Below are 23,370 nucleotides of genomic sequence, written 5' to 3'. Positions count from 1 at the left end.
CCGGGGTGATCTACTAGCAGACTCACGCTTTGATTACGGGAGGACTCAACCGTATTAGAGTTTACGAGATACTACATTTCCGTTTTCGGAGCCGATCGGATTAGGTCGGGTTGTATACTTTACCTAATCCCGGCGACGGGCAGGAGACGGGCATGGAGAGGATTTATCTGGAGCGTCGCATCGCACAGGAGCGACGACTGGCGCGGCGCGCGACGACGGCGGTCGCGCAGGCGGCGCATGAGCGGCTCGCCGCCAGCTATGCCGAACGGCGCGCCGCCCTGGGGCCGGAGCCGGCGCGGGGCTGGTTGCGCCGGCTCTGGTCCTGATAGGCGTCAGGCGAGTTTCAGCCCCTCGCGGTGCATCAGCCGGGTGAGATGGCGGTTCTGGTCGCCGGTCAGCCACTCGCGCATCCGGGGGAACAGGTCGTCCTCCTCCTCGCGCATATGCGTCTCGATCATCGAGCGGAACGCGCGCAGTTTGGGCAGCCAGGCGGGATCGTCGCGCGGCATCTCGCCCAGGTCGAAGAAATATTGTTTCACATAGCCATGTTCGTGATTCAGATGATCGGCCGCTTCGGTCATCTCCAGGTCCCGCATCATCGCATAGATGCTGTTCTCTTCCTGGAAGGCGTGCTTGCCGATCGCATGTTTCAACTGGGTCAGCAGCAGGGTGCGCCGCGCCGCATCCTTTTCGTCGGTTTGTTCGATCAGGTCGAAGATCGCCAGCGCGGCGCGATGCTCGGCGGCGAGCGCCTTGTCCCAGCGGCCGGCCAGCACGGTCGGCGCCTGCACCGCCGCCTTGCGCACCAGATTGGCGAGCAGGCCGACCCCAACGCCCAGCGCCGCGCCCAGCACCACCTGCCGCGTGGTCGAGGGCGGGGTGCCGGTGGCCGGGGCCGTCACATCCGCCGGCCGGTCGTCCGCTGGCGGTGCGGCACGCCCGACCTGTCGGTCGCTCTCGGCAAAGGCGATGCCGGAGGTTTCCTCCACCGTCACCATGGTCCCGTCCGTCAGCGCGATCTGATGGGCATAGCTTTGTTCGGTCGGCGCCTGCTGGTCGGGGGCGAGGGTGTGGCCCGCCTTGCCCTGCTTGCTCTCCGATCCCGGCGCGGTGCCGTAGAGGTGCGGGGTGTCCGATTGGTCGCTCATTGCGCGTCTCCCATGCGGGATGACCCCGCCATGCTGGGGCAACCGGTACGGACGGATCGCGGTTCCTGTTGGTTTATCTAATTGAATCAGATGGATGGATCGAGATCCCGCGCACGCCTCCCAGCCGGGGGGAGGCGTGCGCCACCTCAGGCCGCGTTCGATCAGCTCATATGCACGGTCTTGGTGACTAGATGCGCCATGATGCCCTCCGGCCCGTCCTCGCTGCCATGGCCGCTATCCTTGATCCCGCCGAACGGGCTGTCCGGATAGCTGAGCCGGACATTGTTGATCGCGATCATCCCCGCCTCGATCGAATCGCCCAGCCGGTTCTGGCGACGGCCATTCTCGGTGAAGCAATAGGCCGCCAGGCCGAAGGGCAGGCGATTGGCCTCGGCGATCGCATCCTCCTCGCTGCCGAAGCGGCTGAGCAGCGCGATCGGGCCGAAGGGTTCCTCGTTCATCGCGCGCGCGGCAGTCGGCACATCGGCCAGCACGGTCGGCTGGAAGAAGAAGCCGCCATCGCCGCCACGCTCGCCACCCGCGAGCAGGCGCGCGCCATGGCTGGTCGCGTCGCCGACCAGCTCGGCGATCGCGTCGGGCCGGCGGGCATTGGCCATCGGGCCCATCTGGCTGGCCGCGTCCAGGCCGTCACCGATCTTCAGCGCGCGCGTCCGCTCGGCAAAGACGGCGGCGAAGCGGTCGTAGATGCCGTCCTGCACATGGAAGCGGGTCGGCGCGACGCAGACCTGGCCCGCATTGCGGAACTTGTGCGCGACCAGCGTCTCGACCGTCTTGTCCAGGTCGCAATCGTCGAACACCAGCACCGGGCCATGGCCGCCCAGCTCCATGGTGGTGCGCATCATCGTGTCCGCCGCTAGCTTCATCAGCTGCTTGCCGACCGGCACCGAGCCGGTGAAGCTCAGCTTGCGGGTGATCGGCGAGGCGAGCAGCTGGCGCGACACCATGTCGGGCACGCCGAACACGCATTGCGCGACATCGCCGGGCAGGCCGGCATCCTGGAAGCAGCGCATCACCTCGACCGCACTGCCCGCCGTCTCCTCGGACGGCTTGATGATGATCGAACAGCCCGCCGCCAGCGCCGGCGCGATCTTGCGCACCACGTTCATGACGGGGAAGTTCCACGCGCAAAAGGCCGCGACCGGGCCGACCGGCTGGTGCAGCACTAGGCTGCGGCTGCCCGACGGGCGCGGCAGGACGCGGCCATAGACTCGCTGCCCCTCGGCGGCGTGGAAGTCGAGCAGGGCGGCGGCGAAGGCGACCTCGCCCTTGGCCTCGGCCTGGATCTTGCCCTGTTCCAGCGTCGCGATGCGCGCGATCTGGTCGCCGCGCTCGCGCAGCAATTGCGCGGTGCGGGTCAGGATCGCGGCGCGCTTCTCCGGCGGGGTGGCGCGCCACGCCAGGAAGCCGCGCTGGCTCGCCTCCAGCGCGCGGTCGAGATCGGCGGCGGTGGCGAGCGGCAGTTCGGCCTGGCCCTGGCCGGTGGCGGGGTTGAGCACGTCGCGCGTCTCGCGCCCCTCGGTCCCCAGCCATTCCCCGGCGATATAGAGGCCCAGGCGTGCGTCATAGGATGCGGTCATCGCAATCGTCTCCTTTGAAACTTTGCCCCCCGTCTAGCCGAGCCGGGGAGGTCAGGTCCAATAGAGCAGTCGCGCCATCGGCAGCACCCGGCCCAAACGCGCCTCGAAGAAGCCGCGCAGCGACCGCATCGTCGCGGTATCGTACACCTGCTTCTCGGTGCCGAACTTGGTGCGCTTGGTGGTCCGGTTGGCGGGCGTCATGTCGAGCGCGGAGCCGGGATACCAGCTGTCCAGCACCGCCTTCGACCCCGTGGTGAAGCGATGGGTGATGCACTCGATCGTCAGGTCCAGTGCGGGGATGTCGGCCAACTGCGCCGCCGCCTGGTCGATCAGCTCGCCATAAGCCTGTTCCCAGCCGGGCGCGGCGATGATCGGGGCGATGGTCAGCCCGACCGGATAGCCGGCCAGCGCCATCTGTCGCAGCGCGACCAGCCGGGCGGCGACGGGCGCGGTGCCGCCCTCGAACCGGGCGAAGGCGCGCGGGTTGATCGAGGCGCGCATCCGCGTGCGCCCGTGATGGTCGAGACCGGTGAGCGCCGAGACATCGGCGAACTTGCTGGTGAAGCGGAGCTGCGCCGGGACCTGCCACCGCCCGAACCAGGCGATCGCCGCCGACAGCGAACCGGTCAGCGCCTCCAGCGCCAGCGGGTCGGTGTAGCAGGACGCCTCGAACGTCGTACCCTCGGCCGCGCGGTCGCGGTTGCGGCTGGTGATCTGTCCCTGGCCCAGATAGGCGGGCAGGCCGTCCAGGATCTCGTCGAGATTGGCATAGACGCGCGTGATCGGCGGGCCCTTGAGCGACCCGGCGAGATAGCAATAGCTGCAATGCGCCGGGCACCCCTCCGCCAGGTCGACGCGCCAGTCGGCACTGGGGGCGATGGGTTGCAGGCGACGCTTGGACGGCGGGGCGACGACCAGCGCCAGCGTCGCCTTGGCCTCCGCATAGGCGCGGCGGGGATCGTCGGGCAGGTCGAGCGCGATCCGGTCGGCCGGAAGCTCGACGATCGCGACGCCCAGCGCGGCGGCACGGGCCATGACATGGCGGCCATGATCGAAGCCGCGCGCGCTGCGGGTGACCAGCAGCCGGCGCGGCAGCCACGGGCGAAGGGCTTTCGCGTCAAAGGTTTGGGCGGATTTCACGCCTGCCGAACGAGCGGAGGGGGGCTGGGTTCATCGCCCCGCGCGCCGTCCTCACAGGACCAGCGGCTGGAGCGCGGCGATCCGGTCCCCGGTCCGGGGCGCGGCCACGCCCATCGCCTGACCGATCAGCAGCAAGGCGGGATCGCCGTCGCTGATCGCCTCGACCAGGAAGGCGAGCGCGTCGAGCCGGCCGCGGATCAGCCGCTCGCCCGGCAGCGACACGTTGACCGCGACCATCACCGGCGTGTCGGGCGCCAGCCCAGCCTTGATCAGTTCGCCCGCGACCTCGCCGGCGGCGGCGCGACCCATATAGACCGCCAGCGTCGAATCGGGGGCGGCGAGCGCCGACCAGTCGAGGTCGAGCGGCTCACCAGCGCGGGCGTGCGCCGTCACCAGCGTCAGCCGCCGCGCCAGGCCACGCAGCGTCAGCGAGGCGAGACCAGAGGCGGCGGCCGCGCTGGCGGCGGTGATGCCGGGGCAGATGCGGACGGCGATGCCCGCCGCGCGACAGGCATCGATCTCCTCGGTCGAGCGACCGAAGATCGACGGGTCGCCGCCCTTCAGCCGCACCACCCGCCGGCCGGACAGGGCGGCGGCGACGATCAGCGCGTCGATCGTGCCCTGGTCCTTGGAATGGCGGCCCGATCGCTTGCCGACGCCGACCCGCTCGGTGCCGGACGGGATCAGGTCGAGCACGGCCGGGCCGACCAGCGCGTCGAAGAAGACGATGTCGGCGGTTGCGATCAGCCGCTCGGCCTTGCGCGTGAGCAGTTCGGGATCGCCGGGACCGGCCCCGACCAGCCAGACCGAACCGGCGGGGAAATCGTCAGGCTGCATGGATGGTCTCCTCCGCGAGCAGGCGGGCCAGGGCGGGGCGGCACGACCCGCAATTGGTGCCGGCGCCGATCGCCGCGCCGATCGCGGCGACATCGGCAAGCTGCTGGTCGCGGATCGCGGCCAGGATCGTCTTCACGCCCAGGTCGAAACAGACGCACAGCACCGCGCCGCGATCGACGGTCGCGCCCGGTGCCCGCCCGGCGAGCAGGGTCGGCGCGGCCTGGGCCTCGGATAGCTGCGCGACCAGCCAGTCGCGGGTCGGCAACTGCCCCGCCTCGGTGACGAACAGCGCCGCGACCAGCCGGCCGCCGGACAGGATCGCGACGCGGCGGGTGCCGCGCGCGGCATCGACCGCCTCGATCCGCTCGCCCGCCGGCAGCAGCCGGTCGAGCGCGGCGGCGTCGCCGTCGCCGGCCAGCTCCCACAGCGTGCCCGCCGGCACCGCGATCCGGGTCGCCCACAGGCAGTCGGGACGATGCGCCGCCTCACCGGCCAGGATCAGGAATCCGCGCCAGCGGGTCGCGACCGGGGCGATGCAGGCGGGGCTGGCCTTGAAGCCCGGCTGGCCCGAATGCGGATCGGTCAGCGGTCGCGGCAACAGGCCGGTGCGGCCGCCGGTCGCCGTGCGATCGGTCCAGTGAATCGGCACGAACAGCTCGCCCGGCCGCTGGCTGGCGACGACCGATACGCGGTACAGGCTTTCGCCCTGCGGCGTGCCGACCCGCGCCAGTCCGCCATCGGCCAGCGCTAGCCGCGCGGCATCGTCGGGATGGACCTCGACCAGCGGTTCCTCGCGATGCCGCGCCAGCTTGGGGGCGAGGCCGGTGCGGGTCATCGTGTGCCAGTGGTCGCGATAGCGCCCAGTGTTGAGCGTCATCGGCCAGTCGCGAAGCGGCGCGGGAATCGCCTTCTGCACGACCGGCACCAGCCGCGCCCGGCCGTCCGCCGTCGGGAAGCGGCCATCGGCAAAGGGCGTGCCGCCCCAGCGGAACGGCTGCATCGCGTCATAGTCCGCATTGCCGCCGCTCGACCGGCCGGGTAGCGCGAACAGGCGGGCGCCGTCATTCTCATAGGTGGACAGGCGGCAATGCTCGCGCCAGATCTCGGCCGGCCGGTCATAGGCGAAGGCGGTCTTCCAGCCCATGCGGCGGCCGACCTCCTTGACGATCCACCAGTCCGGCTTCGCGTTGCCGGGCAGGGGGAAGAGCGCGCGCTGGCGGCTGACCGTGCGGTCGCTGTTGGTGACGGTGCCGTCCTTCTCGCCCCAGGCGGCGGCGGGCAGGCGGACATGCGCATGGACGGACGTATCCGTCTCCGCGATCACGTCGCTGACCACCACGAAGGGGCAGGCGGCGAGCGCGTCGCGCACCGATCCGGCATCGGGCATCGACACGGCCGGGTTGGTCGCCATGATCCACAGCGCCTTGATCCGGCCCTGGCCGACTTCGCGGAACAGGTCGACCGCCTTCAGCCCCGGCCTGGCGGCGATGGCGGGGGAGGCCCAGAATCTCTGGACCCGCGCGCGATTGTCGGGCGCGAAGTCCATATGCGCCGCCAGCGTCGAGGCGAGCCCGCCGACCTCGCGACCGCCCATCGCATTGGGCTGGCCGGTGATCGAGAAGGGCGCGGCCCCCGGCTTGCCGATCCGGCCGGTGGCGAGGTGCAGGTTGAGGATCGCATTGACCTGGTCGGTGCCGGCGGTCGACTGGTTGATGCCCTGGCTGAACAGCGTGACCGTGCGCGGCGTGGCGGCGAACATCTCGTAGAAGCGGCGCAGGTCACCCGGCGCGACGTCGCAGGTCCTCGCGACCGACCACAGGTCGCTGCCCTGGTCCAGCGCCGCCCAGAACTCCTCCGGCACCGCGACCGAGGCGGCCAGGAACGCCTCGTCCACCACCCCCGCCGCCCGTGCCCAGGCAAGCGCGCCGTTCATCAGCGCCACATCGCTGCCCGGCCGGATGGCAAGGTGCAGATCGGCCTGTTCCGCCGTCTCGGTGCGGCGCGGGTCGATCACGACCAGTTTCGCACCGGCGTCGCAGCGCGCCCGGATACGCTGATAGACGATCGGATGGCACCAGGCGGTGTTGCTGCCGACCAGCACGATCAGGTCGGCGGTGTCGATATCGTCGTAGCTCGCCGGCACCACATCTTCGCCAAAGGCGCGGGTCTGCCCCGCCACCGCGCTCGACATGCACAGGCGCGAATTGGTGTCGATGTTCGCCGAGCCGATGAACCCCTTCATCAGCTTGTTGGCGACGTAATAATCCTCGGTGAGCAACTGGCCCGAGACGTAGAAGGCGACGCTGTCGGGGCCATGGCGCGCGATGGTGTCGCGGAAGCGTCTGGCGACGAGATCGAGCGCCTTGTCCCAGGAGGCGCGCCGCCGGCCGATCATGGGGTGGAGCAGACGACCCTCCAGCCCGACCGTCTCGCCCAGATGCGTGCCCTTGGAACAGAGCCTGCCGCGATTGGCGGGGTGATCGGGATCGCCCTCGATCCGCACCTGACGGTCGCCGGTCACGGTCGCGCGGATGCCGCAGCCGACACCGCAATAGGCGCAGGTGGTGTCGATGGGGGTCACCGCGTCCTCGCCGTGCGGGGGAGGAACCGGACGACCATCACGCTGCCGCCTTCAGCGTCGAGGCGCGGCAGATCAGCACGCGGCCGCCGCTGATCCGGACCGGCACGATCGGGGTGCAGCCCTTGTCCTCGCCCAGCGCTTCCCCGGTGCTCAGCGAGATGCGCCAATTGTGCAGCGGGCAGGCCACCGCGCCGCCATGGACGATGCCCTGGCTCAGCCGGCCATGCTTGTGCGGACAGCGGTCGCGCAGCGCGAAGACCTTGTTCTCGCCGGTGCGGAAGATGGCGATGTCGTCGCCGCCCTCGACCTGCACCGTGCGGCTGCCGCGTACCGGGATCTCGTTCACCCAGCCGATATCGAGCCACTCGCCAGTCATGCCATTTCCTCCTGCGGGGTGAAGCGCGCCATCGGCGCATGCATCTCGCGCTCCTGGCCGGCGACGCGCGCGGCCCAGGGATCGTCTTGCGAGAAGCTCTGCGCATGGAAGAAGCGACGGGCGAGTTCGGCGCGTGCCGCCTCGTCGGGCAGGAGGCGCGACTGGATGTAGGCCAGCCCGACCCGCTCGATCCACGGCGCGGTCCGCTCCAGATAGCGCGCCTCCTCGCGGTAGAGCTGGACGAAGGCGGCGCACATCTCCATCGCCTCCGCCTCGGTCGCGACCTTGCAGAGCAGGTCGGTGGCGCGGACCTTGATCCCGCCATTGCCGCCGACATGGAGTTCGTAGCCGCTGTCGACGCAGACCACGCCGAAATCTTTGATCGTCGCCTCGGCGCAGTTGCGCGGGCACCCGGACACCGCGATCTTGAACTTGTGCGGCATCCACGACCCCCAGGTCGCCCGCTCCAGCTTGACGCCCAGCCCGGTCGAATCCTGCGTGCCGAACCGGCACCATTCGGAGCCGACACAGGTCTTCACCGTGCGCAACGACTTGCCATAGGCATGGCCGCTGACCATCCCGGCGGCGTTCAGATCGGCCCAGACGGCGGGCAGATCCTCCTTCCTGATGCCGAAGATATCGAGCCGCTGGCCGCCGGTCACCTTGACCATCGGCGCGTTGAACTTCTCGACCACATCGGCGATCGCGCGCAGTTCCTTTGGCGACGTGATCCCGCCCCACATGCGTGGCACCACCGAATAGGTGCCGTCCTTCTGGATGTTGGCGTGCATCCGCTCGTTGACGAAGCGGCTCTGCTGGTCGTCGACATAGTCGCCGGGCAGGGCGCAGAGCAGATAGTAATTGAGCGCCGGGCGGCAGGAGGAACAGCCGTCGGGCGTCGACCAGTGCAGCTTCTGCATCACCTCCGGGATCGAGCGCATCCCTTGAGCGACGATCTCGCGCCGCACATCGTCATGGCCAAAGCTGGTGCATTTGCACATCGTCTTTTGGCCCGCCTCCACCTCGTCGCCGAGGGTGAGCGCGAGCAGCGTCTCGACCAGCCCGGTGCACGAGCCGCAGCTCGCCGACGCCTTGCAGGTGGCGCGGACGGTGTCGAGGCTGTGCGCGCCCTTGGCGATGCACGAGACGACCTGGCCCTTGGTGACGCCGTTGCAGCCGCAGATCTCCGCCGTGTCGGAGAGCGCCGCAACGGCCGACTTAGGGTCCGCCTGCCCCCCTCCCGAGGCGAAGGCCTGGCCGAAGATCAGCGCGTCGCGGATGTCGCCGATGCTCTCGCCCTTTTTCAGCAGGTCGAAATACCAGTTGCCGTCGGCGGTATCGCCATACAGCACCGCGCCGACGATCCGGTCGTCCTTGACCACGACGCGCTTGTAGATGCCGCGCGCGGCGTCGCGCAGCACGATATCCTCCGCGCCGTCGCCGCCGCCGAAATCGCCCGCCGAGAAGACGTCGAGCCCGGCGACCTTCAGCTTGGTCGCGGTGGCGGTGGGACGATAGCCGGACGGTGCGCCGGTCAGCGCATCGGCGAGGCTGCGGCACATGTCCCAGAGCGGCGCGACCAGGCCATAGACCTGTCCGTCATGCTCGACGCATTCGCCGACCGCCAGGATGCGGGGATCGGAGGTGACCATATGGTCGTCGACCTTGATGCCGCGCCCGACCTCCAGCCCGGCGGCGCGGGCGAGCGCGACCGAGGGGCGGATGCCGACCGCCATCACCACCAGGTCGGCGGCGATCTCGCGCCCGTCCTTCAGGCGGATCGCCTCGACTCTGCCGTCGCCCAGGATCGCGGCGGTGTCGGCACCGGTCAGCACGGTCTGACCGCGCGCCTCCAGCGCCTGTTTCAGCAGCCAGCCCGCCGCCTCGTCCAGTTGCCGCTCCATCAGCGTCGGCATCAGGTGGAGGACGGTGACCGTCATGCCCCGGAGCGACAGGCCATGCGCCGCCTCCAGCCCCAGCAGGCCGCCGCCGATCACCACCGCGCTGCCGCCCCGTTCGGCGGCGGCGAGCATATGCTCGACATCCTGCATGTCGCGGAAGCTGATGACGCCGGGCAGGTCGTGGCCGGGCACCGGGATGATGAACGGGTCGGAGCCGGTCGCGATCAGCAGCCGGTCGTAGCCGGTGACGATACCGCCGCGCGTGGTGACGGTGCGCGCGTCGCGATCGATCGCCGTCACCGGATCGCCGCTGACCAGCGCGATGCCGTGATCGGCATACCAGTCATGGCCGTTGATGACGATCTCGTCGAACGTCTTCTCGCCGGCCAGCACCGGCGACAGCATGATCCGGTTGTAGTTCACCAGCGGCTCGGCGCCGAAGATGGTGATGCGGTAGCGGTCGGGATCGCGGGCCAGCAATTCCTCGACCGCGCGGCAGCCGGCCATGCCGTTGCCGATTACGATGAGGCGTTCGCGGGTATCGGTCGCCGCGACGACGGGGCGGTGTTCCATCAGATGGTCCAGTCCAGTTGCAGCCAAAGCTTTTGGGTGTCGGTGCCGAAGCGATCGGCCTGATAATCGGCGTAGCGGAGCGACGCGGTGGTGCGGCCGACCTTGCCTTGCGCGAGGAGGTCGATCTCGTTGCCGTAGTGGCGGACCAGCCGGTCGCTCTCGAACCGGTGCCAGATGGCGGAAAGGCCGAGCGCCTTGACCGGGCCGACCTGCTTCCAGCCCCAGCCGGTGCTGGCATAGAGGTCGCGAATGCCGTCCGCGGGCGTGGTGGTGAACTTGTCGGCCCAGCCCTGGAACTTGAAGATCGACGATAGCGGCGTCTGGAAGCTGGCCAGCGCCTGGCCGCGATCGGCGCCCAGCACTTCGTACCCGCCGCCCAGGCGCGGGCCGTTCAGGTCGAGCGCGACATCGGCCAGCCAGTAATCGGCCGCATAGTCGTTGGGGTTGCGGTGATAGTCGGACTGACGCGCCCAACTGGCCTGATAGGCGATCCTGGCCGTGCCCAGCGGCCGGCTGCCCGCCAGCCGCGCGCCATAGGTCTGGCTCGACAGGCGATAGCCCTGGAGCGTCGCCTCGTCCGCGTCGATCAGATAGGCGAAGCTGGTCAGCGTGCCGATCGGCGTCGCCCAGCCCAGATTGGCCAGTACGTTATTGCCGCCGATCGAGCGCGGCCGCGCACCAGTGCCGTCGATCCCCCAGACGGTGCGGACGCCCCAGACATAGCTCAGGTCCGCCTTCACGCCCTTCACCGGCACCAGCTCGGCGCGCACCGCGTCGAACGTCTGGCCGTTGTTGCGGATGGCGGCGGTGCCGACGAAGCGTTCGTCGTCCAGTGCGATCCGCTGCCGCCCGGCGGTCAGGATGAGGGCGTCGGTTCTGTACTGCACCTGCGCGCGGTAGAGGCCGATGCTCTGCGGATCGCCGACCAGCGGGCGGGTGGCGTCGGGATGCACGCCGTCGAAATAGTCGGGCACGATCGCCAGATTGCCCTGCGCCTCGGCCAGCGCCGACCAGGGGCCGGCGGTCGCCGCGATCCCGGTGCGGACGCGGGCGGTGACCGCGTCCGCGCGGCGGGGCAGGTCGCCCTGGTCGACCCGCTCCCAGCGCAGCCGGGCCTCCGCCAGCGGCGTCAGCGTCACGGTCTGCGCGGCGGCCGGCAGGGCGGCGAGGAGCGACGCCGACAGGAGTAGGGAAGGGGCCAGGCGCATCGATCAGATCCGCACGGTTCCGGCGGTCGCCCAATCGCGGCGCCACCGGGCCTTGACCAGCGCCAGGCCCGCCAGGGCGACGACGGCCAGCGCGGCAAAGATCAGGAAACCGAGGGAAAAGCTGCCGGTCCATTGCTTGGCGAGGCCGAGCGAGGAGGCGAGGTAGAAGCCGCCGATGCCGCCCGCCATGCCGACCAGCCCGGTCATCACGCCGATCTCGGCGGCGAAGCGCTGCGGCACCAGCTGGAAGACCGAGCCGTTGCCGGTCCCCAGCGCCAGCATCGACAGGACGAACAGCGCGAGCGAGGCGGCGAAGCCATCGGCGATCGCCACGCCGGTCAGCGTCACGGCGGCGGCGGCGAACACCGCCATCAGCGCCTTCACCCCGCCGATCGCATCGGCCAGCGCCCCGCCCATCGGCCGGACCAGCGACCCGGCGAAGACGCAGGCCGCCGTGGCATAGCCGGCCTGCACCGTGGTCAGCCCGAACCGTTCGGTGAAATAGAGCGGCAGGCTGGCCGCCAGCCCCACGAACCCGCCAAAGGTGACGGCGTAGAAGCCCATCAGCCACCAGGCATCGGCCTGGCGCAGCGGTTGCAGATATTCGGCCAGCCGGCGCGGGGCGGGGGCGTTGGGGGCGTCCTTGGCCAGGACCAGATAGACGACGAACACGATGGTCAGCGGGATGCAGGCGAGGCCCAGCACCGCGTTCCAGCCGAACAGCTTGGCGAGCGCGGGGGCGAACAGGGCCGCCAGCACCGTGCCCGAATTGCCCATGCCGGCCAGGCCCATCGCCTTGCCCTGGTGTTCGGGCGGATACCAGCGGCTGGCGAGCGGCAATGCGATCGCGAAGCTGGCCCCGGCAAAGCCCAGGATCACGCCCAGCGCCAGCGTGCCGGCGAAGCTGCTGACGCCCAGCATCCAGGCGCTGGCCAGGCCGGCGATGACGATGATCTGGCTGATCGCGCCCGACCGCTTCGGCCCGATCCGGTCGACCAGCAGGCCGTTGACGACGCGCAGCACCGCGCCGGCCAGCGTCGGCACCGCGACCATCAGCCCCTTCTGCGCCGGGGTCAGCGCCAGCGCATGCGCGATGTCGGGCGCCAGCGGGCCGAGCAGCACCCAGACCATGAAGGCCAGGTCGAAATAGAGAAAGGCGGCGATCAGGGTCGGCGTATGGCCGCTCGCCCAGAAGCCGGTCGCGGGTTCCTCCTTCGGATCGTTCCACATCATCGTCGCCATGCTGTCCCCCTCGGCCGCGCGGGCCGGAAATGAAAAAAGCCGCCAGGACGGCGACCCTTTCGGGATCACGTCCTGGCGGCTTCGTTGCCTCCATCCGGGTGCGGGGCCGTGACGGCCTCGGTCCGGTCAGCGGGAGCCTCCCCGGCGCTGGAGAGGCGTTCGCTGCTATCTCGTGTCCGACGCCATTGCCGGACGACCACAGGCTGCCTGATTCGTGCTGGCCGCGCAAGCCCCTTTTCGCAGGTGCAGCATCACTCCACGGTTTGGTCGGGATCGAGCGACGTCGCCTTCAGCTGCGCGATGCGCCGCCCGTCGAGCGACACGATCTCGAACCGCCAGCCATTATGCTCGAACGTCTCGCCCGGCACGGGCAGATGGGTCAGGCGAGCGAGCGCGAAGCCGGCCATGGTGTGGTAATCGGCATCGGTCGGCTCGTCGCGCCATTGCAGCAGGCGATAGCCGTCATGTGCGGACACCAGCCCGTCGATCAGCAGCGATCCGTCGTCCTGGCGGACGATGGCGGGATCGGGCCCGTCCTCATCCTCCGCCAGCTCGCCGGCCAGCGCCTCCAGCAGGTCGGTCTGCGTCACCAGCCCCTCGACGCTGCCATATTCGTTGATAATGACCGCCAGGCGCACGGGCGAGCGCTTGAACTGTTCCAGCACGCGGACGATCGGCGTCGCCTCATGGACGATCAGCGGCTTGCGCACCACCGCCAGCGGATCGATCGCGCCGCCGTCCAGCGCCTGGTCGAGCAGATCCTTCTTCAGGATCATGCCGCGCAGCTCGTCCAGATCGGCCTGGCCGACCAGCAACTGTTCGTGGGTCGAGCGGCGCACCGCTTGGAGGACCATCTCCGGCCCGGCATCGGCGTCGATCCAGTCGATGTCGCGGCGCGGGGTCATGATGTCGACGATCCGCCGGTCGCCGAGCGTGAAGACGCGCTCCGCCACCTCCTGCTGCGCCTCGTTGAGCAGGCCGGCCTCGTGGCTGGCGGCGACGAGCAGCTTCAGCTCCTCGGGCGAATGCAGCGCCTCCTCGCCGGTGCCGGGGCGCAGGCCGAACAGCCGCAGGACCAGGTTGCCCAGGCCGTTGAGCGCGCCGATCGCCGGGCGCAGCACGAACAGGAAGACGGCGAGCGGCCGCACCACCCAGAGCGCGGTCCGCTCGCTGCGCTGGAGCGCCAGGCTCTTGGGGGCGAGTTCGCCGAGCACGATGTGGAGCGCGGTGATGACGGTGAAGGAGATCGCCACCGCCACCGCATGGGAACCGCCCGCGGCGAGGCCGGCGGGCAGGCCGGCGAGCATCGGCTCGACCAGATGCGCCAGTGCCGGCTCGCCGATCCAGCCCAGCGCCAGCGACGAGATGGTGATGCCGAGCTGCGTGGCGGCGAGATTGGCGTCGAGCTGGTCGATCGCGCGTTGCAAGGCCTTGGCGTTCATCCGCCCGGCATTGACCAGCTCCGCCACCCGGCTGCGCCGCACCGCGACCAGCGAGAATTCCGAGGCGACGAAGAAGCCGTTGGCGATGACGAGCACCAGCACCGCGGCCAGTCCGAGAAACGGCGACATAAGCTCCTTACCCCGCAGGCCGAAGTCCGACCTGCGTCATGATGCCCGGCGGTCGGCGGCGGGCGCGCCTTGTGCGCGGGTGTGGCACAGCGGCGCGGGCTTGGGGAGGGCGGATCGTTCGCGGCGGGGGTTGTTTGCGCCGGGGACACCCATTCCGCCCCTGGCGGGGAGCGCAATGGGTCAGGGCAGTCCCGCCAGATAGCCCGGCATGTCGTCGGGATCGAAGGCCCGTCCGTCGAAGAACCGGTCGCTGCCCAGCATCAGCCGACCCTGGGTCGAGCCGGCGGCAATGGGTTCGCCCAAGGCGCCCTCCAGCTTGGAGCTGGCGCCGGGCAGCACCGCGCCCGATCCGGCGAGCGCGGCGCGGTACAGGTCGGGGCGGAAGGTCGCCATCGCCGCCGCCGCCTCCTGCCCGTCGAAGGCTTGGCCTTCCCAGCGGATCATCTGGGTGTAGAGCCACGCCGCCTGGCTGCGCCACGGGAAGTTGGCGGCCTCGCGATACTGGAACATGAAGTCAGGATAATGGATCGGCTCGCCGCCCGGCACCACCCGGATGCGATCGGTGATCGCGCGCAGGATCGCATCGACCGGCGCGTCCAGATATTCGGGGCGCGCCAGGATTTCCGCGCTCTCCCCGGCGGTGCCGGGGGCGACGAAATGCGCGGCGGCGGCGTGGAGCGCGCGGACCAGGGCGGCGACCGCCTCCGGCCGTTCGGCGGCGGTGGCGGCGGTCAGCGCCAGCACCTTCTCGACGCCGCGCCGCCACACCTGCGCGCTGGCCAGCGCGATGCGGCCGACGCCGCGATCGACCGCGATCGAGTTCCACGGCTCGCCCACGCAGATGCCGTCGATCGCGCCCGTTGCCAGCGCATCGGCGGCGAAGGGCGGGCTGGTGACCGCGATCACGACATCCTCGTCCGGGCGGATGCCGACCTGCGCCAGCCAGTAGCGGAGCATATAGTTGTGGCTGGAATGGCGATGCACCACGCCCAGGCGTATCGGCCGCCCGGCCGCGCGGCGCGCCGCCGCCACCTGCTTCAGCGCCGCGCCCAGCGTCACCGGATCGCCCAGTCCCGCGCCCAGCCCGCACGCCTCGCCCAGCGCGGTCGACAGGGTGATGGCATTGCCGTTCAGCCCCAGTACGAACGGCACCGCCAGCGGCACCGCCGGTCGGCCCCGGCCCAGGGTCGTCGCGATCGCCAGCGGCGCGACCAGATGCGCGGCATCGGGTATGGCCATAGAGCAGCCGGTCGCGCACCGTCGCCCAGGTCAGGTCGCGCACCGGCTGGATCGCGATCCCCTCGGCCGCCGCGAAGCCCAGTTCGTGCGCCAGGATCGGCAGCGCGGCATCGACCAGCGGCAGGAAGCCGATGCGGAACGTCTCGCGGCCCATCACAGCCCTCCCATCACGGCGTCGCTGGTCACGATCGCCTCCGCCACCTCGGCGATGCGCCGGTTGGACTGCATCGCATGGCCGCGCAGCAGCGCATAGGCGGCCGGTTCGTCCAGGTTCCGCCGTTTCATCAGGATCGCCTTGGCCCGGTCGATCACCTGCCGGTCGGCAAGCGCGGTCTTCGCCTCGGCCAGTTCGGCCTGGAGCCGGGAGAAAGCCTGGAATCGGCGGATCGCCAGTTCCAGGATCGGCTGGATGCGCTGCTTGGCCAGGCCGTCGACGACATAGGCGGAGACGCCGGCATCGACCGCGGCCATCGTCGCCGCCGCATCCGACTGGTCGACGAACATCGCGATCGGCCGCGCCAGCGCCCGCGACATGGCGAAAAAATCCTCCAGCAGGTCGCGGCTGGGATTTTCCAGGTTGATGAGCACGACCTCCGGCGCGGCGGCCTCGACCTGCGCGACCAGCTGCCCGGCGGGATCGATCACCGCCAGGTCGGTCAGCCCCGCCTCGCGCAGCCCCTCCGAGATGATCGCGGCGCGCGTGGTGCTGGTATCGATGATCGCGATTCGCACGGGGTACGATCTACAATCCGGGGCCGGAGCGGGCCAGTCTCTATCGAACGGGGCCGTCCTGTGGCATGGCCGCGTTCAGGTGCGCCGGGCTAGGGGGGCGGGCGCTGCCGGTAGCGTACCGAGGATCGATCCGTCCGATGACCCTGTTTTCCCGCCGACATTTTATTCGCGATGCTGCCCTGGGCGGCAGTGCGGCGATGGTGCCCGGCTGGGCACGCGCCGTCTCCGCCGGGATCGCCGCGCCGCTGCCGAGCCTGTCGGGCGAGGAGATCGCGCTGCGGGTCGAATCGCTGCACGGCATGATCGACGGCCGGCCGGCGCACCGGATCGGCATCAATGGCGGCTCGCCCGCGCCGCTCCTCCGGTTGCGTGAGGGGCAGCGGGTGCGGATCGCCGTCACCAATGCGCTGGACGAGGAGACCTCGATCCACTGGCACGGGCTGTTGCTGCCCTTCCAGATGGACGGCGTGCCGGGGATCAGCTTTCCCGGCATCCCGGCGGGCAAGACCTTCACCTACGACTTTCCGGTGATCCAGTCGGGCACCTATTGGTATCACAGCCATAGCGGGTTGCAGGAGCAGATGGGGCATTACGGCCCGATCGTGATCGACCCCGCCGGCCCCGATCCGGTGCGCAGCGACCGCGAGCATGTCGTGGTGCTGTCCGATCACAGCGCGATGCATCCGCACCGCATCTTCGCCAAGCTGAAGCAGCAGGGCGGCTATTTCAATTACCAGAAGCAGACGCTGGCGGGCCTGCTCGCCGGCCGTGACCAAAAGCTCAAGGATCGGATCGACTGGGGCCGGATGCGGATGGACCCCAGCGACGTGTCCGACGTGACCGGATCGACCTATACCTATCTGGTCAACGGCCATGGCCCGGCGGACCATTGGACCGGGCTGTTCGGGCCGGGCGAGACGGTGCGGCTGCGGCTGGTCAACGCGTCGGCGATGACCAATTTCAACGTGCGCCTGCCGGGCCTGACGATGACGGTGGTGCAGGCGGACGGGCAGAATGTCCGGCCGGTGACGGTCGACGAACTCCAGATCGCGGTGGCGGAGACCTATGACGTGCTGGTCCGCCCGGCCGAGCCGCGCGCCTATGCGCTGGTCGCGGAGGCGTGGGACCGGTCGGGCATGGCGGTCGGGACGTTGGCGCCGCGCGCCGGCCTGACCGCGCCGGTGCCGCCGCTCCGTCGCCGGCCGCTCGCCACCATGACCGACATGGGGATGGGGGCGATGGCGGGCATGGATCACGGGGCCATGGATCATGGGGCCATGGATCATGGTGCGATGACGCATGACCGGCCGGCCGCCGCCGATTGTCCGCCCGAGCATGCGGCGATGGGGCATTGCACGCCCGGCGCCCCGACCAGCGCACCGGCCGACGGCGGGACGATGCCGGCGATGAGCCACAAGATGCGCGACTTCGCCAATGCGCCCGGCCTGCCCAAGACGGTCGTGGTGCAGACCGTGTCGCCCATGCCGATGGACCGGATGGGCGATCCGCCCCAGGGGCTGGCCGATGCCGGCCACCGGGTGCTGGTCTATACCGACCTGGTCGCGCTGGCGCGCAATCCGGATGTCCGCGCGCCCACGCGCCAGCTCCAGATCCACCTGACCGGCAATATGGAACGCTATATGTGGGCGTTCGACGGGGTGAAGATGAACGCCGTCACCGCGCCCATCCCCCTCCGCCAGGGCGAGCGGGTGCGCGTGACGCTGGTCAACGACACGATGATGGCGCATCCCATCCACCTGCATGGCCATTTCTTCGAACTGGTGACGGGGCATGGCGATCATGCCCCGCGCAAGCACACGATCAACGTCGCGCCGGGCGGCACCGCCACCTTCGACCTGACCGCCGATGCGCTGGGCGACTGGGCGTTCCACTGCCATCTCCTCTATCACATGCATGCCGGGATGATGCAGGTCGTCACCGTCCGCCCGGACGCGGCGGGAGCGGCGGCGTGATCGGGGCGATGCTCCTGCTGGCCGCGATGCCGCCGCAGCACGACATGAACGCGATGCCCGGCATGGCGCAGGACCGGCCCGCCAGTGCCGACCCGTCCTGTCCGCCGGAGCATGAAGCGATGGGGCATTGCACGCCCCAGCCGCAGGCCGCCCCGCCGGCCAGCATCGACCAGCCGGCCGGCACCGACCAGCCGGCCGGCGACGCACCGCCACCGCCGGCCCCGACCGACCGCGCCGCCGACCGCTTCTACGACCCCGCCGCGATGGCCGCCGCCGACCGGGCGATGCGGCGCGAGCATGGCGGCATGGCCTTCCGCCAGATCCTGTTCAACCTGGCGGAGGTGTCGCCGCGCGCCGGTCGCGACTCCTATCGCTGGGACGGCGAGGGCTGGTTCGGCGGCGACATCCACCGGCTGGTGGTGCGCAGCGAGGGCGAGGGCGCGTTCCGCGGCCGGGTCGAGACGGCGGAGGTGCAGGCGCTCTATTCGCGCAGCGTCGATCCCTATTGGAACCTGCAGGCCGGCCTGCGCCAGGATCTGGGCGCCGGCGCGCGGCGGACCTATGCGGTGGTCGGCGTCGAGGGGCTGGCCCCCTATTGGTTCGACGTGGAGGGCGCGTTGTTCCTGTCGGATCGCGGCGAGCTGCTCGGCCGGGTCGAGGGCTGGTACGACCAGCGCGTGACGCAGCGGCTGATCCTCCAGCCGCGCGTCGAGTTCAACCTCGCCGCGCAGGACATGCCCGGCCGCCGCATCGGGGCCGGGCTGTCGACGGCGGAGGCGGGCCTGCGCCTGCGCTATGAATTCGCCCGCGAGTTCGCGCCCTATGTCGGGGTGAACTGGGAGCGCCGCACCGGCGCCACCGCCCGCTACGCGCGCGGGCGGGGTGAGGATGCGGGCGGCGCGGCGCTGGTGCTGGGCGTCCGCGCCTGGTTCTGACGGCCCGATATTCCTCCCCTGCGCGGGGAGGAATGCGTCATCCCGCGAATGCGCCGATATCGGCGATCGCCATCTTTGCGGCCGGCACGGCGGTCGCGGCGAAGGTGAAGCGCAGGTAGCGGAGGCGGCGCGGGGCGGGGAAGGGGATGCGCTGCGTCGCCAGGGCATAGGCGATGTTGGGGAATTCACCCTCGCCTGCCGCCGTCCAGGCCCGGCCATCGACGCTCGTTTCCACGCGATAGCCGCGCGGCGGGGCGGCGTTGGGCGTGGGGTTGCGCTCGGGCGTCAGCGAGAAGCCGGCCAGATCGCGGGCCTGCCCCAGGTCGAGCGTCAGCGTCGCGGGCGCGGCGGCGGTCGGCGCGGGCGTCGTCCAGGCGGTGGCGACATTATTGTCCAGCACCGCCTCGGCCCCGGGGGCGGAGGCGGCGACCACGGTCCAGCCCTTGCCGGTCAGCACCTGGTCCTCGCGCGCAGCGGGCGGCGCGACGGGCACCGGCGCGACCGAGCGGAACAGCGCCACTTCGCTGATCGCCGGGCAGACCGGGGCTTCCAGCACCACGAGGCGCAGGCGGCGCGCGCTGATCGGCCGGGGCAGGCGGATGATCCGCTGCGCGCCGATGCACTCATGCTCGGCCAGCCGCTGCCAGCGGCCGTCCATCTCCGCCTCGACCGCGAAGCGCGTCACGCGCACGCCGAGCGGCAGATATTCGCGCAGGCGGATCAGGTCGAACGGCCGGTTGGGCAGCAGGTCGAGCGTCAGCGTCGGCGTCGTCACGCCATCGGGCGTCGACCAATAGCTGTCGTCGTTCCGGTCCAGCACCCGGGCGGGGGCGAAGGCGGGGCCGCGCACATGGCTGGCGCTCGCCACCGCGCCCTGGGCCAGGTCGGTCGCGAAGCTGGCCCGCTGTGCGTCGCCGAAGGATTTCAGCACCGCCACGTCATGCTCGGCCAGCTGCCCGCGCCGGTCGGGCGGCAGGTTGAGGTTGAGGTTGGTGCCGCGCCCGACCGACTCGTCGAACAATTGCACCAGCCGCGCCGGGCTCTTCACCTTGGCGTCCTCGTCGGCATGATAGAACCAGCCGGGCCGGATCGACACGTCGGTTTCCGCCGGCCACCAGAGCGGCGCGCCGCGCACGCCGCTATTGCCCTCCGACTGGACATAGGGATGATTCGGCATGGTCGGCCAGCAGGGATCGCCCGCCACGCCATTCTCGTTGCCGACCCAGCGGATGTCCGCGCCCAGGGGATCGAAGGTGCAGGCGTCGGGCTGGTACTGGTGGACCAGCGCGATCGTCTTCGGCCATTCATAATAACGCGGCGCGTCGATCTTCCGCGTCTCGCGCGCGCCGCCATAATAGCCATCGCCGCCATTGGCCCCGTCGAACCAGAATTCGAACAGCTTGCCGTAGCGGGTGCAAAGCTCGACGATCTGCTTGCGGAAATAGTCGACATAGGCGGGCCGGCCATATTCGGCGTGGTTGCGGTCCCAGGGCGACAGATACAGTCCGAAGGACAGGCCGGCGCGGCGGGTGGCGCGCTCCATCTCGCCGACCACATCGCCCTTGCCGTTCTTGTACGGGCTGTTGCGGATGCAATGTTCGGTCAGCATCGTCGGCCACAGGCAGAAGCCGTCATGATGCTTGGCGGTCAGGATGATGCCGGTCAGTCCGCCCGCCTTGGCCGCCGCGACGATCTGGTCGGGGTCGAAGTCGGTCGGGTTGAATAGCGCGGGGCTCTCGTCGCCCAGCCCCCATTCGCGTCCCGTGAAGGTGTTGATGGAGAAATGGACGAAGGCATATTGCTGGCGCTTGTGCCAGATCAGCTGGCGCGGCGACGGCGTGGCGCCCCAGGGACGCGGCGCGCCGGTCGCGGCGGCGGCGGGGCCGGCCAGGCCGGCGGCCATGCCGGTCGCCATGCCGGAGGCGATCAGGGAACGGCGGGACAGGTCGGTCATCGTGGCACTCCGGCAGTTGAGGGAGAGGAAAGGGGTTCGGGGATCAGCCAGGTCTCGGCGACCTGATGGCCGCGCCCGCTGCCGCCCATGCCGGGCGGGCGGGTCCAGGCGAGGTCGAGCGTGCCGCCGGCGGTGGCGGCGGGCGGGATCGCGATCTCGACCGTCATCGGATTGGATGTGCGGGCGAAGGCGGACTGGAGCGTGTAGCGGCCATTGGCGGTCAGCGTCATCGGCAGGGTGTAATCCTCGCCCGCATAGGTCGCGACCAGGCGATAGCGGCGATGCGGGTCCAGCCCGGCATAGTGCAGCCGGATGGGCCGGTCGTAGAGCGCCTCCGCATAGTCGAGCGCGGGGAGCGGCCAGCCATCCTCCGGCGTGCGGTCGGCGATGCCGTCGATCGCCGTGTCGTACATCTGCGGATCGGCGGCGAAGCCGGCCCCGCGCACCAGATGCGGCTCGGCATCCGGGCGACCGAGATCGTCGTAGAGCGCGCCCTCCGCCCGGCGGCGGCGGTCGGGCAGGGGGAAGCCCTTGGCCAGCGCCGCCAGCATCGCGGAGCGGCCGGACAGGTCGACATCGACTCGGTCCAGATTGGCCCCGCGCTCGATCGTGGTCGCACCGTAGCGCGTGACGCTCAGTTGCAGCCGCGCCTGCTGCCACAGCCGCTCGGCGAGCGCGAAGAGCCGGGCGCGAAGCGGGGCGACCGCCGCGCCGTCCGGCCGGTCGAGCGCGGCGCGGGCGCTGGCGGCATCGGGGGCGGCCCGGACCGCCGCGGGGCGCTGGCGGGCGGCGATGGTGCGCTGGCGGACGATCGCGTCATAGACGGCCCGGTAGCGCAGGCTGTCGATCCGCCAGTCGGCGAAGCGGGCGGGGCGGATTCGGTCGGCCCGCGCCAGCGTGCGGTCGATGCCGGTGTTGGCCGCCGGATCGCCGGTCCAGTTCGCCTCCAGCGCGAAGGGCAGGGCGGCGGCGGCGGGGTCGCCGATGAACATCCGTGCATATTGCCGCGCCATGTCGTGCGGATCGGCGGCGAGCGACCAGCCGAGCTGGAACCAGAGCAGCTGGTTGAAATCGTCGTTGACCCCCTCCGAATAGGTCACGAACCCCTGGGTCAGCGGCAGGAAGCGCTCGGCGATCAGTCGATAGGCGCGGGGACGGGGATTGATCGGCTCGCGCCCCTCGGTCAGCGCGAATTCGGGCCACCATTGCGGCACCGGGAATTGCGCATGCATGGTGTGCGCGATGTCGGGATAGAGGATCAGCGGATAGCGGCCGGGGATGCGCCGGCGCTGCACCGGCAGCGGGTCGCGCGTCTGCGGCCCGACGAACACGCCCGCCAGCCAGTCCGGCTGCCGATCCAGTTGTCGGTAGAAGGCGTCCAGCCCGGCGGCATCGAATCCCTGGGTGGAGATATAGACGGGTGCCGCCGGGTTGCGCCGGTGCAGCACCGCCGCCTGCCGGGCGACCAGCGGGAAGAGATGGTCGGGATCGGTATGGCCGGGGTCGCCGCCGGGCACGTAGAGCGCGTCGACCTGGGGAAGGTCGCCCAGCACCCGGGTAAAGGCTGCGACCTCCGCCTCGACCTGTTCGGCTTTGCGATAGTCGCCGAGTTCCGGATAGTAGAGCGCGACGTTGAGGCCCAGGCGATGCGTGATGCGCGCGATGCCGGCCAGCGTCTCGCGCGGGGGCGCGGGGAAGAGCGGGCTGCTCGCCTCGTCGTCGGACACCGGCGCGATGATCTGCACGCCGCTCGCCCCCCAGAGCGCGAAATCCTCGATCCGCCGCTCGAACATCGCCAGCGTCCAGGCGTCGTAGCTGTTGTTCTTAGGACGATAGCCGATCTGGGTCAGCCGGGTGGCGAAGCGGGGGGACCGGGTGACGTCCGCCGGCGCGGCGAGGCGGGGCGTGCCGTCCGCCACGTCCAGATGGCGCAGCAGCCAGCCTGCGCCGTACACCAGCCCGCGCGTGTCGCGGGCGGTGATGACGATGGTGGAGCCGATCCTGCGCACCGCATAGCTCTCGCGGCCGAGGATCGGCATGCGCCAGCGGCGGCGCTGGGCGACGGGCAGCGCGGCGCGGATCCGGGTGGCCGGGGCCACGAGCACGTGCAGGTCGCCGCATCGGTCGATCCGCTCCGCCAGCCGCCGTTCGAGCAGCGCCGCCGCGACCTCGCCGCCGGGGGCGGTGGCGACGCAGGACGCGGCGAGGGACAGGGCGGCGATCAGCATGGCCGAGCCCTCAATTCCAGGCTGTTCCCCGGCGAAGGCCGGGGCCCAGTTGGAAAGGCCCAGGTAATGGAGCGCGGTCCCTCATTACGACCGTCCCCCGACCGGGCCTCGGCCTTCGCCGGGGCACAGAAGGG

The 23,370-nt window shown here is 70.6% G+C and carries 17 protein-coding genes; 3 read left to right on the top strand and 14 right to left on the bottom strand.

The window, feature by feature from the left end; all coding sequences use genetic code 11:
- Positions 1 to 152: 152 nt before the first annotated feature.
- Positions 153 to 326 (top strand): hypothetical protein, encoded by a 174-nt coding sequence (locus QE452_RS12015; protein ID WP_309657637.1) that lies wholly within the window; start codon positions 153 to 155, stop codon positions 324 to 326.
- A 6-nt stretch (positions 327 to 332) separates the two neighbouring features.
- Here the strand turns inward: QE452_RS12015 and QE452_RS12010 are convergent, their stop codons facing one another.
- The 12 genes from QE452_RS12010 to QE452_RS11955 all read right to left on the bottom strand — a co-directional run bounded on the left by QE452_RS12010 (position 333) and on the right by QE452_RS11955 (position 16,146).
- The gene (locus QE452_RS12010; protein WP_309657638.1) at positions 333 to 1,148 is read right to left on the bottom strand and encodes a hemerythrin domain-containing protein; all 816 of its coding nucleotides are present in this window, start codon (positions 1,146 to 1,148) and stop codon (positions 333 to 335) included.
- A gap of 161 nt (positions 1,149 to 1,309) precedes the next feature.
- The gene (locus QE452_RS12005; protein WP_309657639.1) at positions 1,310 to 2,746 is read right to left on the bottom strand and encodes an NAD-dependent succinate-semialdehyde dehydrogenase; all 1,437 of its coding nucleotides are present in this window, start codon (positions 2,744 to 2,746) and stop codon (positions 1,310 to 1,312) included.
- A gap of 51 nt (positions 2,747 to 2,797) precedes the next feature.
- Entirely contained in the window at positions 2,798 to 3,886 is a 1,089-nt protein-coding gene (locus QE452_RS12000) for a spore photoproduct lyase family protein (protein ID WP_309657640.1), read from the bottom strand.
- A 51-nt stretch (positions 3,887 to 3,937) separates the two neighbouring features.
- A complete protein-coding gene (cobA, locus tag QE452_RS11995) occupies positions 3,938 to 4,723 on the bottom strand; it encodes a uroporphyrinogen-III C-methyltransferase (RefSeq protein ID WP_309657641.1) in 786 nt (261 codons plus the stop codon).
- Positions 4,713 to 7,304, bottom strand: a complete 2,592-nt coding sequence (locus tag QE452_RS11990; RefSeq protein ID WP_309657642.1) for a molybdopterin-dependent oxidoreductase — start codon at positions 7,302 to 7,304, stop codon at positions 4,713 to 4,715. Before QE452_RS11990 ends, cobA begins: the two co-directional genes overlap by 11 nt.
- 37 nt (positions 7,305 to 7,341) lie before the next feature.
- Entirely contained in the window at positions 7,342 to 7,680 is a 339-nt protein-coding gene (gene nirD / locus QE452_RS11985) for a nitrite reductase small subunit NirD (protein WP_309657643.1), read from the bottom strand.
- Positions 7,677 to 10,154 (bottom strand): nitrite reductase large subunit NirB, encoded by a 2,478-nt coding sequence (gene nirB / locus QE452_RS11980; RefSeq protein ID WP_309657644.1) that lies wholly within the window; start codon positions 10,152 to 10,154, stop codon positions 7,677 to 7,679. Before nirB ends, nirD begins: the two co-directional genes overlap by 4 nt.
- Positions 10,154 to 11,362: an alginate export family protein gene (locus QE452_RS11975; RefSeq protein WP_309657645.1), complete on the bottom strand. Its 1,209-nt coding sequence runs from the start codon at positions 11,360 to 11,362 to the stop codon at positions 10,154 to 10,156. Before QE452_RS11975 ends, nirB begins: the two co-directional genes overlap by 1 nt.
- Before the next feature lie 3 nt (positions 11,363 to 11,365).
- Positions 11,366 to 12,604: a nitrate/nitrite transporter gene (locus QE452_RS11970; RefSeq protein WP_309657646.1), complete on the bottom strand. Its 1,239-nt coding sequence runs from the start codon at positions 12,602 to 12,604 to the stop codon at positions 11,366 to 11,368.
- 251 nt (positions 12,605 to 12,855) lie between these two features.
- Positions 12,856 to 14,175: a hemolysin family protein gene (locus tag QE452_RS11965; RefSeq protein ID WP_309657647.1), complete on the bottom strand. Its 1,320-nt coding sequence runs from the start codon at positions 14,173 to 14,175 to the stop codon at positions 12,856 to 12,858.
- Positions 14,176 to 14,355: 180 nt separating this feature from the next.
- Entirely contained in the window at positions 14,356 to 15,414 is a 1,059-nt protein-coding gene (locus tag QE452_RS11960) for a CmpA/NrtA family ABC transporter substrate-binding protein (protein ID WP_309730077.1), read from the bottom strand.
- Between the two features lie 153 nt (positions 15,415 to 15,567).
- The gene (locus tag QE452_RS11955; protein ID WP_309657649.1) at positions 15,568 to 16,146 is read right to left on the bottom strand and encodes an ANTAR domain-containing protein; all 579 of its coding nucleotides are present in this window, start codon (positions 16,144 to 16,146) and stop codon (positions 15,568 to 15,570) included.
- A gap of 137 nt (positions 16,147 to 16,283) precedes the next feature.
- Between QE452_RS11955 and QE452_RS11950 the strand changes: the two genes are divergently transcribed.
- Both QE452_RS11950 and QE452_RS11945 read left to right on the top strand, forming a co-directional pair.
- Positions 16,284 to 18,119: a copper resistance system multicopper oxidase gene (locus QE452_RS11950; RefSeq protein ID WP_309657650.1), complete on the top strand. Its 1,836-nt coding sequence runs from the start codon at positions 16,284 to 16,286 to the stop codon at positions 18,117 to 18,119.
- A gap of 8 nt (positions 18,120 to 18,127) precedes the next feature.
- Complete coding sequence (locus QE452_RS11945; RefSeq protein WP_309657651.1) at positions 18,128 to 19,054, top strand: copper resistance protein B; 927 nt, start codon at positions 18,128 to 18,130, stop codon at positions 19,052 to 19,054.
- Between the two features lie 37 nt (positions 19,055 to 19,091).
- Here QE452_RS11945 and QE452_RS11940 read toward each other — a convergent pair whose 3' ends face one another.
- Together QE452_RS11940 and QE452_RS11935 are read right to left on the bottom strand one after the other, a co-directional pair.
- On the bottom strand, positions 19,092 to 21,008 hold the full coding sequence (locus QE452_RS11940) for an alpha-L-fucosidase (RefSeq protein ID WP_309657652.1): 1,917 nt from the start codon (positions 21,006 to 21,008) through the stop codon (positions 19,092 to 19,094).
- The gene (locus tag QE452_RS11935) at positions 21,005 to 23,236 is read right to left on the bottom strand and encodes a hypothetical protein (RefSeq protein WP_309657653.1); all 2,232 of its coding nucleotides are present in this window, start codon (positions 23,234 to 23,236) and stop codon (positions 21,005 to 21,007) included. Before QE452_RS11935 ends, QE452_RS11940 begins: the two co-directional genes overlap by 4 nt.
- Between the last annotated feature and the right edge of the window lie 134 nt (positions 23,237 to 23,370).

Origin of the sequence: Sphingomonas sp. SORGH_AS_0438, assembly GCF_031453475.1 — a bacterium.
Taxonomy (GTDB): domain Bacteria; phylum Pseudomonadota; class Alphaproteobacteria; order Sphingomonadales; family Sphingomonadaceae; genus Sphingomonas.
Note: the sequence above shows the minus strand (reverse complement) of the source record. Positions and strands in the feature narration are given on the sequence as shown.

What these genes read in the sequence shown, in the direction of transcription:
- QE452_RS11965 (WP_309657647.1), bottom strand. Translation starts at nt 14,175, where the DNA reads ATGTCGCCGTTTCTCGGACTGGCCGCGGTGCTGGTGCTCGTCATCGCC.
- QE452_RS11975 (WP_309657645.1), bottom strand. Translation starts at nt 11,362, where the DNA reads ATGCGCCTGGCCCCTTCCCTACTCCTGTCGGCGTCGCTCCTCGCCGCC.
- nirD (WP_309657643.1), bottom strand. Translation starts at nt 7,680, where the DNA reads ATGACTGGCGAGTGGCTCGATATCGGCTGGGTGAACGAGATCCCGGTA.
- QE452_RS12010 (WP_309657638.1), bottom strand. Translation starts at nt 1,148, where the DNA reads ATGAGCGACCAATCGGACACCCCGCACCTCTACGGCACCGCGCCGGGA.
- QE452_RS11960 (WP_309730077.1), bottom strand. Translation starts at nt 15,414, where the DNA reads ATGGCCATACCCGATGCCGCGCATCTGGTCGCGCCGCTGGCGATCGCG.
- nirB (WP_309657644.1), bottom strand. Translation starts at nt 10,154, where the DNA reads ATGGAACACCGCCCCGTCGTCGCGGCGACCGATACCCGCGAACGCCTC.
- QE452_RS11950 (WP_309657650.1), top strand. Translation starts at nt 16,284, where the DNA reads ATGACCCTGTTTTCCCGCCGACATTTTATTCGCGATGCTGCCCTGGGC.
- QE452_RS11935 (WP_309657653.1), bottom strand. Translation starts at nt 23,236, where the DNA reads ATGCTGATCGCCGCCCTGTCCCTCGCCGCGTCCTGCGTCGCCACCGCC.
- cobA (WP_309657641.1), bottom strand. Translation starts at nt 4,723, where the DNA reads ATGCAGCCTGACGATTTCCCCGCCGGTTCGGTCTGGCTGGTCGGGGCC.
- QE452_RS12015 (WP_309657637.1), top strand. Translation starts at nt 153, where the DNA reads ATGGAGAGGATTTATCTGGAGCGTCGCATCGCACAGGAGCGACGACTG.
- QE452_RS11945 (WP_309657651.1), top strand. Translation starts at nt 18,128, where the DNA reads ATGCTCCTGCTGGCCGCGATGCCGCCGCAGCACGACATGAACGCGATG.
- QE452_RS11970 (WP_309657646.1), bottom strand. Translation starts at nt 12,604, where the DNA reads ATGGCGACGATGATGTGGAACGATCCGAAGGAGGAACCCGCGACCGGC.
- QE452_RS12005 (WP_309657639.1), bottom strand. Translation starts at nt 2,746, where the DNA reads ATGACCGCATCCTATGACGCACGCCTGGGCCTCTATATCGCCGGGGAA.
- QE452_RS11940 (WP_309657652.1), bottom strand. Translation starts at nt 21,008, where the DNA reads ATGACCGACCTGTCCCGCCGTTCCCTGATCGCCTCCGGCATGGCGACC.